General features: G+C 41.9%; 19 protein-coding genes. 2 read left to right on the top strand and 17 right to left on the bottom strand.

The window, feature by feature from the left end; genetic code table 11:
* Nucleotides 1-23 precede the first annotated feature (23 nt).
* From DNJ75_RS10380 to DNJ75_RS10345, 8 genes are all read right to left on the bottom strand, one after another.
* Nucleotides 24-275 (bottom strand): hypothetical protein, encoded by a 252-nt coding sequence (locus DNJ75_RS10380; protein ID WP_117003393.1) that lies wholly within the window; start codon nt 273-275, stop codon nt 24-26.
* Complete coding sequence (locus DNJ75_RS10375) at nt 275-598, bottom strand: hypothetical protein (protein WP_117003392.1); 324 nt, start codon at nt 596-598, stop codon at nt 275-277. Before DNJ75_RS10375 ends, DNJ75_RS10380 begins: the two co-directional genes overlap by 1 nt.
* Before the next feature lie 82 nt (nt 599-680).
* Nucleotides 681-1,196: a C40 family peptidase gene (locus tag DNJ75_RS10370; protein WP_117003391.1), complete on the bottom strand. Its 516-nt coding sequence runs from the start codon at nt 1,194-1,196 to the stop codon at nt 681-683.
* A gap of 2 nt (nt 1,197-1,198) precedes the next feature.
* Nucleotides 1,199-1,723 carry a hypothetical protein gene (locus tag DNJ75_RS10365; RefSeq protein WP_150468949.1) on the bottom strand — a complete coding sequence of 175 codons (525 nt, stop codon included), beginning with the start codon at nt 1,721-1,723 and terminating at the stop codon, nt 1,199-1,201.
* 27 nt (nt 1,724-1,750) lie between these two features.
* A complete protein-coding gene (locus DNJ75_RS10360) occupies nt 1,751-2,797 on the bottom strand; it encodes a hypothetical protein (RefSeq protein WP_117003389.1) in 1,047 nt (348 codons plus the stop codon).
* A gap of 24 nt (nt 2,798-2,821) precedes the next feature.
* A complete protein-coding gene (locus DNJ75_RS10355; protein WP_117003388.1) occupies nt 2,822-3,391 on the bottom strand; it encodes a phage tail protein I in 570 nt (189 codons plus the stop codon).
* A complete protein-coding gene (locus DNJ75_RS10350; protein ID WP_117003387.1) occupies nt 3,388-4,236 on the bottom strand; it encodes a baseplate assembly protein in 849 nt (282 codons plus the stop codon). Before DNJ75_RS10350 ends, DNJ75_RS10355 begins: the two co-directional genes overlap by 4 nt.
* Nucleotides 4,233-4,568: a GPW/gp25 family protein gene (locus tag DNJ75_RS10345; RefSeq protein ID WP_117003386.1), complete on the bottom strand. Its 336-nt coding sequence runs from the start codon at nt 4,566-4,568 to the stop codon at nt 4,233-4,235. Before DNJ75_RS10345 ends, DNJ75_RS10350 begins: the two co-directional genes overlap by 4 nt.
* A 140-nt stretch (nt 4,569-4,708) precedes the next feature.
* Between DNJ75_RS10345 and DNJ75_RS10340 the strand changes: the two genes are divergently transcribed.
* Nucleotides 4,709-4,999 carry a type II toxin-antitoxin system RelE family toxin gene (locus tag DNJ75_RS10340; RefSeq protein WP_117003385.1) on the top strand — a complete coding sequence of 97 codons (291 nt, stop codon included), beginning with the start codon at nt 4,709-4,711 and terminating at the stop codon, nt 4,997-4,999.
* Nucleotides 4,989-5,285: a helix-turn-helix transcriptional regulator gene (locus tag DNJ75_RS10335; RefSeq protein WP_117003384.1), complete on the top strand. Its 297-nt coding sequence runs from the start codon at nt 4,989-4,991 to the stop codon at nt 5,283-5,285. The genes DNJ75_RS10340 and DNJ75_RS10335 overlap by 11 nt, the downstream gene beginning before the upstream one ends.
* Before the next feature lie 341 nt (nt 5,286-5,626).
* Here DNJ75_RS10335 and DNJ75_RS10330 read toward each other — a convergent pair whose 3' ends face one another.
* The 9 genes from DNJ75_RS10330 to DNJ75_RS10290 form a co-directional block, all read right to left on the bottom strand.
* The gene (locus DNJ75_RS10330) at nt 5,627-6,337 is read right to left on the bottom strand and encodes a phage baseplate assembly protein V (RefSeq protein WP_157968302.1); all 711 of its coding nucleotides are present in this window, start codon (nt 6,335-6,337) and stop codon (nt 5,627-5,629) included.
* 58 nt (nt 6,338-6,395) lie between these two features.
* On the bottom strand, nt 6,396-6,923 hold the full coding sequence (locus DNJ75_RS10325; protein WP_117003382.1) for a hypothetical protein: 528 nt from the start codon (nt 6,921-6,923) through the stop codon (nt 6,396-6,398).
* A gap of 34 nt (nt 6,924-6,957) precedes the next feature.
* The gene (locus DNJ75_RS10320) at nt 6,958-7,446 is read right to left on the bottom strand and encodes a hypothetical protein (protein WP_117003381.1); all 489 of its coding nucleotides are present in this window, start codon (nt 7,444-7,446) and stop codon (nt 6,958-6,960) included.
* A complete protein-coding gene (locus tag DNJ75_RS10315) occupies nt 7,446-7,949 on the bottom strand; it encodes a hypothetical protein (protein ID WP_117003380.1) in 504 nt (167 codons plus the stop codon). The genes DNJ75_RS10320 and DNJ75_RS10315 overlap by 1 nt, the downstream gene beginning before the upstream one ends.
* Nucleotides 7,930-8,250, bottom strand: coding sequence for a hypothetical protein (locus DNJ75_RS10310; protein WP_117003379.1), 321 nt, complete (start codon nt 8,248-8,250; stop codon nt 7,930-7,932). The genes DNJ75_RS10315 and DNJ75_RS10310 overlap by 20 nt, the downstream gene beginning before the upstream one ends.
* Nucleotides 8,251-8,253: 3 nt before the next feature.
* Nucleotides 8,254-8,556 carry a hypothetical protein gene (locus tag DNJ75_RS10305; protein WP_188618917.1) on the bottom strand — a complete coding sequence of 101 codons (303 nt, stop codon included), beginning with the start codon at nt 8,554-8,556 and terminating at the stop codon, nt 8,254-8,256.
* 63 nt (nt 8,557-8,619) lie between these two features.
* Nucleotides 8,620-10,533, bottom strand: coding sequence for a phage major capsid protein (locus DNJ75_RS10300; protein ID WP_117003378.1), 1,914 nt, complete (start codon nt 10,531-10,533; stop codon nt 8,620-8,622).
* Nucleotides 10,508-12,001: a phage portal protein gene (locus DNJ75_RS10295; protein WP_117003377.1), complete on the bottom strand. Its 1,494-nt coding sequence runs from the start codon at nt 11,999-12,001 to the stop codon at nt 10,508-10,510. Before DNJ75_RS10295 ends, DNJ75_RS10300 begins: the two co-directional genes overlap by 26 nt.
* Nucleotides 12,001-12,258, bottom strand: a complete 258-nt coding sequence (locus tag DNJ75_RS10290; RefSeq protein WP_117003376.1) for a hypothetical protein — start codon at nt 12,256-12,258, stop codon at nt 12,001-12,003. Before DNJ75_RS10290 ends, DNJ75_RS10295 begins: the two co-directional genes overlap by 1 nt.
* Nucleotides 12,259-12,356 lie beyond the last annotated feature (98 nt).

Below are 12,356 nucleotides of genomic sequence, written 5' to 3'. Positions count from 1 at the left end.
CTTTTGCTCTTTTAATAACTTAATTAATTACTCCAAATGCGATCTAACTCAGCTAAATCCTGCTTATCCTGATTCGCCAAATACAGCGCTTCACGGGTTTTTAAATAGCATGTTGCAAGCTTTAATTCGTTTTGAATGCTGCTACAGCCATATACCAAGCGCTGCTCCATTAACTCCGGTGGAATATGTCCAGAAACACGTGCAGCAGGAAACAACGAGCAACCATTGATAAAAATTGTCACAATGATGGTGAAAATAGCTAAAAATAACCGCATCACTTCTCACCGCTTTGGTTTTTTAAGCCCTTGGGTGGCGTGAACAACATCTTTTGCACTTCTTCGCTATATGTTTCAAGCCATGGTTTGCGCTTCTCTTCAGGTAAGCCATGAATATAGCTGGTAAAATCATCCATCTGCTTGCCAAATATGCGGTTAATTTTAATCTGTGCTTGCTGATTTTTCACTGTCACCTGATTAGCTGATAGCCACATGTCATTCATCTTGTCGAGCTTACTATTTAAGTAATACGCACCACCTAACACAAAAAATAAAATAATCACACTTGGCAGTGCACTCAAAATCCCCTTAACAACATTCAAACTATTAATCCTCCCCCTCGTTTGATTCCTAGTGTAGTGCTAATAATTGATTGAGATTGTGCCAATTGCTGGCAAATGGTGATTAAACAAAAAAGCGCACAAACCTACTCCAAAAAGGCTTTGACGTTGATTTCTCTAATGACAAGTAACGCAAGCGATTACTCGGACGCAAGTCATTGGGTGTTAAGCGATACGGCATGTAATCCTTATTGGTCAATGGCATACCGACACGTTTGAAGCCTGCGTCAATTAACTCTGAACAAAACCACTTGTCTTCATTATTCGCCCAGTTCTTGCGTAAAAACCCCAAAGCCAACGCAGGCAGATAGTCATAACTTTTACCAACTTGCGCCTCAAGCCAGTCTCGCAGGTTAGCAGCACGCCAAAAGCTCGGATTGGCAAACGTCCATGTTTCAATCACATCTTCGTTTTCAAACAGCTCGCGCACTGGCTGCTTATACACGCCTTTAAATGCTTTGGCACCATAGCACATGCCGTCAATCTCAATTTCACAGTGTGAGTATTTTGATGCCGTCATCAAACGCACCGCATGTGACATTAAGCTATTGCGTCTGATGAAATGTAACTTGACAATCATAATTAAGCCTCACCATAGGTTTTAATATTTTTTAAGCTCTCTTCCGCTTCAGTCTTAAATTGCTCAAGAAGTGCTTCAACTTCTGCAATATCTTTAGCGTGTTGAACCGAATCAATTGCCTTAGTTTCTAACCCGTCAAGTTCGGCGTTTTGCAGTGCTAGAATATCCGCCAACTCGATTTGTCTTTGCGCAAGCTGTTCTATCGTCTCACCAAAGCCACGTTTACTCGCTTCAATGGTCAGCTGCTGTTTATCTGCATCACTAGCAACACCATCTAGTACTCGCCTTGCGCGCTTTTCTTTTTCTACCCAACCCACCATTCTTTCAGCTTCTGAATGATTGGACAGCAATTGTCTGACTTGCTTTGTGAACGCCAAGATGCGTGTAATCGTTTCTTCTTTGCGTACGTATAATTTAATGCGCATCTCTTCTTCAGCGCTAATATCCAGTTGCTCTAATTGATCAACGGGGACGCTCTTTAATACATCAGCATTACGCAAGGTAACACTTGGGATAATATTCATCATATGATTACCTCATGATTGAAAATACAATTAATCTTCTAAACGTTCTAAATAGGGCAAATAGCCCCACTTTGGATTATTTCTATCTAATGGAAAGCAGCCTGCCACATTGGCAAGCATGCAAAATAAAACCTCACCTGATTGTGTTTCTGAGTACGGATGTGGGTGCGTATAAGACGTGCCTTGTAAATCCATGGTGCCACCACACAAGCCCCACGTACTACTAATATTTTCAAAGGCATATCCTGAAACATCTCCACTGATTAATTTGGCATAACATGCACTGGTGATAATATTGTGATAATTTATATATTGATAAAAAAGCCAGTATTTGCCTGCACTCCAATCTTCAGGTATTGCACCGCTCCACCTAATGCGGACAACATGAAAATAACTAGGCGCAAAATAACGCTGACCATAACGCCCCATAGCCGTTAATATTTCTTGCTCTTCAGCGTCACGATCTGCCCACGGCACATCTGAATGAATCGTTTTATAAACTTCAAAACTGATGGTAATATTCGGATTAATAACAAAATGATCTAATGCGCCATTGGTTATGGTGCCTAGCTGATTGCGTGACAATCGCCAGTAAGGATAACCATAAGCCTTGTTATCAACTTCCGTTTTTTGATAGTAGCGCTCATCATGCTTATGCTCATTAAACGTTTTATAATCCACAAAACTATCTGACGGCACCGTTAAAGACACGCTGCCCGCCTCGCTAAAGGTGAGATAAATATTAATCTCAGCCTCAATATTTGCTGATTGTGTGTATTTAAAGCTATTAATCAAACCATAGGCAAAGACATCGTTTTGCTCATCATAAACATAGCACTTTTGCACAACGTCATTGACATTAAGCCCTGCTGGCATTAAACACTTTACGCGCAAAGTCGTCGCATTTTCATTAGCAATACTTGAAATGCCGCCCTTGTAAAGACAGTCCCCTGTTGCTTCAAGGCTCGCGTCAAGACTATTGGTGACCTCAAACTGCCCTAATTTTATCTGCACACCCGTTTGTTGTGCCGTTGCTAATTTAGCAAGAGCGCTTTCGGTTAACATTAACTGTGGCATTTTCTTTCCTCTTTTTTCTTTACTTTATTTAAACCGTAAACACACCAAGGTAATACAACCGATAAATGCATAGGCTTTATTAAACGGTACACCTTGGCGCAAGGTTACCCTGTTACCATTGCCCAGTGTGATGCTATTGCTCACTTCATTTTTAACCGATAATACGCGGGCAGTTTGGACATTTTTATTGGCGTTAATGGTGTTATTGATTAAATCAATGTTAAAAGCACCAGATGATTGTTTAGTAATATCGACTTTAATCGTATGTGGTGTGCCGTTATACTCATACCATTCGTTGACTTTGATGTCATAATCAGCAATGTTTAAGGCTTTTTTAAGTGCGCCTAATGAACCTTTTTTGCGATGGATTTCAATTGATTTTTTAATATACTCGCGCTTTTCTGCTTCGATTAATTGGTTATAAATCGCAAAATCGACACTCAAAGCGCTTGCCAGATAAGGCAAAAACTCATACGGGCACAAATCGGCATTCCATAGTGTCTGGATTAATAAGTCCTTGCTATCAAGCACTGATTGAAACGCACCAACAATTGCCTTTTCTAAATCACTACTATTAGGTGGCAATAAACTCATGTGCTCGCCTCGACAATATTAACACTTGTACAAAAGGGTGCTTGGTGTTTACCCGCCTTGATATTGGCTTTAGGTTCATTTAATTGCTCAACCACTGAAACACCTTCAATATTTAAGCGCGCATAAATTTCTGACAAGGCAATCTCGGCATTGATTTTATGCTTTTGCGCTACAAGCTCAGCAATGGCATCAAGCATATGCAGCTTAACCGTTTCAATATCAGCAGTTTGATCAAACTTGACGACTGCATCAATTTGATAATTTAACGCAGCCACACTATTAACAATCACCTGCGCACCTAATGGCTTTCGATCCTCATGGTTTAGGTAGTCAGTAACCGCTGTAATAAGTGCGCTATCTGCTTCGCCATTGTCACTGACATTCGATTGAATCGTTACAAATGCCTTAGCAGGTTGTGTAATATCATCATACGCTTTGACATCAGCGACACGCGCGTCAGCTTCTAAGCTTAATGCTTCATAGGCTTCCGCGGCACCCGCGGTACTGGCTTTATCCAAAGCGGTTAAAATGCGTATTCTAAAGCGATCATCCTCCTCGTTTTCTTGGCGTGCTTCCGCTAATAGTGCGCCTAAGTTATCTAAATCAGCCCCCTTAGCAAAAGCAATCAGTATGGCTTTGATTTGGTCGTTGCGCGCTTGATCCTTCAGTGTCAATAAATAAGCGCATGCCTCAAATATCTTAATCACAGGGTCAGATTCTAAATAGGCGTCATACTCAGGCATAAGCACCTTAAACTTATCCAGTAAGGCATTAAAATTCGCTTCATAATCAACCGCACTAATTGAGGCAGGCAGTGGCAGATTCGCCAGATTAAAAACACTCATAGCATAACCCCGCGCAATTGCGCTGGTTTGCCATTGGGCTGATAGGTGAACTCGACGTCAATGTTTAAACGTCCGCTATCACTCACCGTTGGCAATACCCGTGTGAGCTTAACCCGTGGCTCCCATGTATCAATTGCCTCGGCACTCGCGAGAATAATCTGAATGACATTTTCGTTATTCATTGGCTTATCGATATACTCAAACAGTCGACTGCCATACGCGCGCAACTGCACACGTGTGCCTATTGGTGTGGTTAAAATATCTTTGATTGATTGCTTAACGTGCTCGACATCATCTAGCACACGCCCGCTATAGCGGTCTACCCCATGCATTGCTTACCCTCCCCCGATGGTATACAGCAAGGATAAGCGTTAAATCGTGTTAGGTTTGTGCCGCTTCACAACTTACGACTTGACAAATACCCATTAAATGAGTACAATCATGCAAAGCTTACAATAAATGGATTCGATGGATGGAAACGTATAAAGTTGAGCTTAGCAAACAGGCTCAGAAAGACTTACAGAGAATTCCATCTCATATCATCAAAAAGCTTCGACTATGGGTGCACGATGTTGGTGAATATGGCATTTTAGAAGTAAGAAAAACACCTGGCTACCACGATGAGCCTTTGCACGGTAATCGTAAAGGTCAACGATCAATCCGTTTAAATAAAGCTTATCGCGCCATTTATACCGAATATGATAATGGCAAAGTTGAGCTAAACTATATTGAAATCGATGAGGTAAACAAACATGAATATTGATGCAATAAAATACTTAGATAACTTAATTGGTGAGCCAGAAACCATCGGTAATACACTGCTTGCTTTACGTAAATGTGAGGAAATTACACAAGCTGATTTTGCAAAGCAAATCGGTATTTCCAAACAGCAGCTGTGTGACATTGAACACGGGCGACGCCCTGTGGGAATTAAGCTTGCTATTAGCTTTGCCAAAGCGCTCGGCATGAATCCTAAAAGCTTTATTCGTTTAGCTTTGCAAGATGTGATTAATCGTGAAAATTTACACTATACTGTTGAGCTTGCATAGTTATTATAAGGATATTAATCATGGAGGAAATTTAAAATGATAAGTATATTCATAATTCTAAGCGTCACTTTATACAATCTGGCTGTCCTAATTATTGGATTTTTGATATTTAGGATCGGCATCAAGTATTTAAGGTCATATCATGACAGAACAATGGATATAGAAATACGCAGCAAATGGATACCAATTTTCAAAAGTCAGCAACTCCCTATAGGGATTTTTATAGCTTTGCTCGGTGCAGGTATAATAATATACTCAATTTTCAAAGATAAATCATTTACTTATAAAGAATCTGAATCAACTAAAGTCTTAAAAGCATCCTATTTTCAACCTAAGAACTTTTACACTGGCGCAGACGTACTGCCACCACTGTCACCCATATGCGTATGCCCTTTAACGGAAACGCCACCAGCAATCACATCCTCAGTTACGGTAACCTTACCTTGAATGGTTGCTGTCGTGCTGCCACCTTGGTTAAACCCACTCATACCCTGCATATAGGTTAAGCCACCTTGCACCATGAGATTACCCGTGCAGATCGTATTAGGTGCGTCAATCCTAACTTGTGCAGGGGTTTTAATATCAATATTGCCTACAAAGTCAATGCTTAGTGTCTTGGCACCTTTAACCGTTACCTCGCCAGTAATATCTGCTATTAGCGTCTTAGCCGCTACGACTTCAACATCACCAACACAATTTATTGAGAGTTTCTTTTGCTCATAATCATAACTCACCTTGGTGCCATCTTTATAAACCGTCATGTGTTCATTGGCGTTTAAAGTTGGCTGATTTTTAGTGTATATCGCAGGTAACACCACACCATTGTTTAGCTCACCCGATGGGCTTAATACCATCACTTGCTCACCAACAGACGGCTTCCACCATGTCACGCAGTCACCGGTTCTTTGTGTCAACCACGGTAACCAACCACTGGTGTTATCACCTATTTTTACTTTTAAACGAGAGGGGTTCGTCTCAATGACGAGCCCCACCCGAATCAGGTTATTTAAACGCCGTTGCATATCAACGAGGTGTTGTGTAATATCGCTCATAACCTTACCCATTTATTTAGGAATATAGACATCATGGACACGCCCATACCTGCCCAACCTAATTTACCACCCCAACAACCTGTAAACATACCAAGAAAGCGCAGCTTATAGCAGTTATGGCGATTGTAACAATAGCGCCTGTAAAGTACATTGCTTTGCGTGCAAGCTTATTTGAATCATACTGGACATCTCGCATATTGATATGGATAAGGTATTTGTAAAAATAAAGCTCATCATATGCCAAGCTTTCACTATCCAGAATATTATCAGGACAACTGCCTTTACCCATAAACCCACGTGGCAAAAGCGTTATTAACAGCAACAACATACTCAATGCAATGCCTGATATCATGCAGATTAAAACCTTAACATGAAAGTAATCATGTACTGCAATAATCATTGTTAGCGACGCTGACAAAAAGGACAGCATAGCAAGCGCCTGCGTGTTTATTAGCTTTACGTCATCTGCTATATTGCCAAGAACTTCTTGCGCTTGTTCAACAGCATACTTAGCCATTGGTAAGGTGATATTACGCCAGTTTTCCTGCGATAATGCCAGTACGCGTAATGCTTTCTGTCTTAACATGAATGGGCTTCCTTAATTTGATTAGCAGACATCTCTATACCACATTATTATTTATATTTATCTCAACCTCAGGCGAGGTACCATTTTCTTCATACACCGAATCACCGTAGTAAAATGGAATCGAAAACAGAATCTCCCAACTGATAAAGCCATCGACCTCTGGCGCAAAAAAATCCTGTTGATTACTGATGACACCCGCTGCTTCCAATTGCTCACAGTTAAAATAATTGCCATTAATAAACGTGCTCATCGCAAGCGCTGCATCACGAATATTAAGCTGCCCAAGTGGTGTATCATTAAATAATAATCTTAGTGCAAATGTGCAGGTAACTGTATTCAAGTCGGTAGTAATCTTCGGGCTTAAGTCAAAGCTTTGCAGCTCCAAGTGGGCAATCGGTAGCTTAACGCCACTTAGTGTCTGTACCTCAGGATATAACTGCCAATTAATCCGTGACTCATGTGCTTTTAAGGCATCTAAGATATACTCACTTAATGCCCGCGTGTTTTGTATTTTGTTTTCCATTAGTTCCCACCAAACTTAAATTTAACCAACTGCGTGAACTCTTTTTCAAAGTAATAATAAAAATAGTAAGGCAACAGCTTCTGCAGTAAATCTTCTGCTGACTCATCAATTGATAGCACTGCCAACTCGCTTGTGCCACGTAAGCGCACACGTCCGGCTTTGGTGATATAGGCATTACTTGCAGTAATCCCTTTAACCATCACATCAGCACCACTTCGTTTGGGTCTGCCTAAAGCATCTAAGGGCAAATCATTCAAGCCTGCCCACACCTTGCATGCACCCTTATGATCGGCTTTCTTAAAAACAAGCAGCCGTTTTCTTAATAGCTTTAATGGAATATCTAAACGGCTAGCTATTTCACGCGTCACACGTTTACTTGCGTAATTTGCCGCACGCCCCATCGATTGATGATAAGCATTAGCAAGCTCTTTCTCGCTTGCCTTGATGCCATCAATGGCATCCGTAAGCGCAAACGCCTCTGCTTTAGAAATCGATATACTCATTATTCACCGCATCGCTTAAAATCAACTTGACCAGTCCACCACCATCAAGCATCTTATGCTCAACGCGATAGGTCTGTGCACTGTTTAATAAAGTCAGCATGTCATGGCGCTCGACTTTGTTTTTATCAATAAACTTAAGCCATGCCACCCCTGAGCAGTTCTTGTATTTCGCTAGACTCAAATCATGTAAACTCTCGATTAAGTCATGTTTAACAACTAAGTTTTCACCCGTGCGCTCAATGCGTGCAGGCTCACCAAAATCATTAAACAAGCAATCAAAATTATCCAAATACAATGCCATAGATTACTTATCAGCTGCTTTGGCTTTCTTTGATGTTTTCTTCTTTTCTGGCTCTGGCTCTGGCTCTGGCTCTGGCTCTGGCTCTGGCTCTGGCTCTGGCTCTGGCTCTGGCTCTGGCTCTGGCTCTGGCTCTGGCTCTGGCTCTGGCTCTGGCTCTGGCTCTGGCTCTGGCTCTTTAGGATTATGTAATTGAACTAATCCACGCGCTGCTAAAAAATCAAACTCATGCTCGCTTAATTCCACCACATCACCCACCTTGCGCGCTTTACCTGCGGCAACAATCGATCGTAATAATTCTGCTTTCATTTTTTTAAATCCCCTCATTAGATAGCTATCAAGACAAGCCCCACCTACTTGCCTTGAATTTACTTACACCACAACCTTTTTATTGGCAATCGCAAACGACTCCGGACGACGCACCGCAAAATCAACACTTTGCATCACGACCACACGAATGCCACCGGACTTATCTAAAGCGTACGGGTTAACGGTTAAACGCAAACCATCCCACAGCCCAATAATCAGCTGACTAAAGTCACCAAAAATCACCTGATTATTTGCAATCTGATTGGTTACCTCGACATTGTAGCCATTAATGGTATTGCCTGACTCCCATACGGTCATTTCACTGTTTGGCAATCTTGGCGTGGTTTTAGCTGCACCCCTTAGCGCTGGATTAAGTAAATAACGCATATTGGCAACATCCGCATTTTGCAGCGCGATACTCGTTTCTAAGCCGATATAATCCGCCAATGACGGGCTTGCTGCATCATATTCAACGGTCGCAATACCACTGGTTTTTGTTAAACCAAGTGGTTGCTTATCTTGTCCTGTGCCATATAAAGCAGCAGTATCAATACCTGTTGCCAAAGCTGCTAATAAATCATTACGCACCATGGTCTCAGCATCAAGTGAGCTATTGGTAATTAACTCACGCGACACCTCCAAATACGCACCCAAGCGCTTAGGTGATAAATGAATTTGATCGGTGACAATATTACCTTCACCTACATCCTCTTTTTCACCAACCCAGTAGACATTGGAGCCTTGGGTTTGGCGTGGAATTGATAAGTTACCACGCAAACCTGATAACCGTTGCGCAATGCTCATCATAATTGACTTATTGCGCAGCATATCAATAAAACTTGACGCCCTAAGCTCAGTACCCACCAGTGCGTTACCTCCTCCGGCAACCGTGAAATCACGTTGCAAAACGTCGGTAGGGATAACAAAAGAGTCATCATAAATACCCATTTTACGCTTTGCCGTTTCCGAGGCATCAAACTCAAGCTTGGCATCTTCACGCGCTTGTGCACTCATTGGCTGCGACATCGCGCGCATCGCTTTAGTTAAGCTAAACTCACGCGTTTCTTTGTCACTCATGCCAATATTATTAGCACAGGATTGCACCGCATTAACCTGCGGGCTTTGCTGCTCAAGTGTTCTTAATCGTTCTCTTTGCGTGGACTGTACATGCAACAGTAAATCTTTTTGAAATGATTCAAAGCTTGCACCATTATCGATATAGCTTCTGGCAAAGTCTGCTTGTTGAAACTCACGTGCTAAGCTGCCGATTTGCGCAACACGTTCACGCTCGTTTTTAATACCCTCATCAAATGAGCGTACTGCTTCTTTTGCAGAACTCACCCCTGTTACATCCCCTTTATTTACATGGTTTAGATTACTTACTTCGTTACTCATTCTCTCCCCCTCAGGATTAGTTGTAGTCATGTGATTTAAAACCGCCTCTAGCTTAGCAGTTTCTTGATTAATACTTTGTGCTGTGTTTCTGCCAATGCCAACCGTGACATCAGCCGGAACACTAACCAATGAAATCTCAAACGGCTGCCACTTAGTTACGCGTACCGCTTTGTTATTGTGATCTGGTTCTGCCTGATCAACTTTATAACCCACCGACACATTGGCGATAATCCCATCTTGGACATCTTGGAAAAAGTCCTGTGCTTCTTGACGTTTTGAGAACTTCACTACCGCTCGCGCCTTATCGCCATCGATATAAGCATGCTCAACCACACCAATTTGGCGATTCCAGTCATGATTAACCAATAGTGCGCCTTTATTATTTAAGCGTGATAAATCAATCGATCCCGCTCGATGCTCCAATACTTCATTAGCATCTTGCCAGCGCTGATAGGGCGTGTTACTTGAAAAACTTAACTCAACGGTACGTTTCTCAGTATCTATCTTGCTATGCGTGGCATTGAGCGAGTAATCCCGCGTCAAACACTCACTTTCTTTAATCGTCTTGATATAATTCTGCATTACTTATTCCATCCTCTATCTGCTTTTGAATATTCATCTCATTATTGTCATCAGGCACACTCTGCATGACAATACCGAGCTCTTTTAGGCGTTCGTTATCCATCGCAATCTGGTTTAAGGTATCCTCGGGATCACCACCGGCATCTAAAATGGCTTGTGATAAACTGATCGTGTGATTATTAATGCTTTCCGTGGTGCCCTTGGCATCTTTCAATGGATCAATCCACGCCCACGCGCGCGTTTGAAAACGTACGCTATCGATTAAACTATCAAAACTTAATACGCTGATATTACCCAACCTACCACTGGCATACTCAACCTCTAACCAACTTTCAAACACTGGGCGCATCAACGTATCAATCAGCAAAGTTTGCAGCATACGCCACGCATCGCGCTCGCTTAACAAGCCTTGTCTGGCACTTGAATAACTGACACCCTTTAGATCATTACCCAGATTAATGTAATTAACGCCATAGCCTAAGCTTGAGCTAATCGCCTTTAAAATTGACTCTTTAAAAGGGGCAAAGTTGGTGCTTGGGAATTGCGCATCAAATCCCGTAAAATCGTAACCTGCTTCAATTACGTGAAAGCGCGCAGCATCGTCTAAGGTTTGAATACTAAACTCGTCACTGGCTTCCCCATCACGATCGGCAAACTGCTCATAATCAATCACCCCTTCAGGCTTTTTGAAAAAGCCCATTGATTTGGCATTACTTCGCGCATTGTCCACTGCTGCGGTTTCAAACTCTTTTAATAACCCTAGGCGAATTAACGCCGTAGCAATCGTTGAAATACCCCGCTTTTGTCCGATATATTCAGAAATAAAACCATGAATGACATTTTGAGCAGCAATGCGTGTCGTTTCAGCGCCATCGTCATCAACTAAATAATAGGCTTGCGGTTTGCCATAGTGGTTTAATTCAACGCCATTAATCACCTTATTACCATTGCTTAATGTTGCACGTTTGGTCACATCAATGCGCCCACTGTCAATTAATTGCAATTGCAACTGCCCATCAATCACGTGTTTAAGCACAAAAAACTCACCATCACGCAACAACGAACGCACGCAAGATAATTGCACATCGATCAATGATAACTGCCCAGTGACATCACAGCGCCCACGACGTGCCCAACGAGAAAAGCTAAGCTCAACCTTATTGTTTAACGCGTCACTCTTGCTTTTACACTGAATGCGAATGCCTTTGTGCCCAATAATGTTGGTGCACGCCATTGAAATATAGCCTTTGACGTAATCATTATTGGCATACGCCTCACGCGCACGGCGCAAAATGGCGCTTGATTGTGATTCAATCATCTCATCAATATCACCACCTGAGAAAATATCCCGTACCAGATTGGAGCGCGCTGCCTCATACATCCGCTTTTGCATAACGTTGTATGTCTTGCGCTGCAGCGCATGCTGTGCTTTTGTTTTATCTTGTTTAAAAAGTGATAATAACCCCATTAGCGCACCCTAAACCCTGTTGACATAAAGCTATTTGCTTTTTTACCTTGCTGAATAAGCTCCAACTGATTAATTGCAAAGACAAGCCGTGATTCTTCCGCACGCAAGTCTTTCATCTCGCGATAGGTAACCGAATTACCCGCAGCGCTATATGTGCCAATATGCGCATTACTAATCGCTTTATTGATTGATGCGCGAATGCCCTCTAATTCAGCATATTTCTGCGCTAATTCTGTTTCAATATCCATAAAAAGCATAAGACCCCCATCTTTAATAAGGATATTGTATGCGTAGGGATAGAGAGAGTTTGTGTAAATTGTTTTGAAGTAAAGCAAGCTAAAAGTTTGAAAATTTA

It is taken from the genome of Cysteiniphilum litorale (genome assembly GCF_003428165.1).
Taxonomy (GTDB): domain Bacteria; phylum Pseudomonadota; class Gammaproteobacteria; order Francisellales; family Francisellaceae; genus Caedibacter; species Caedibacter litoralis.
Note: the sequence above shows the minus strand (reverse complement) of the source record. Positions and strands in the feature narration are given on the sequence as shown.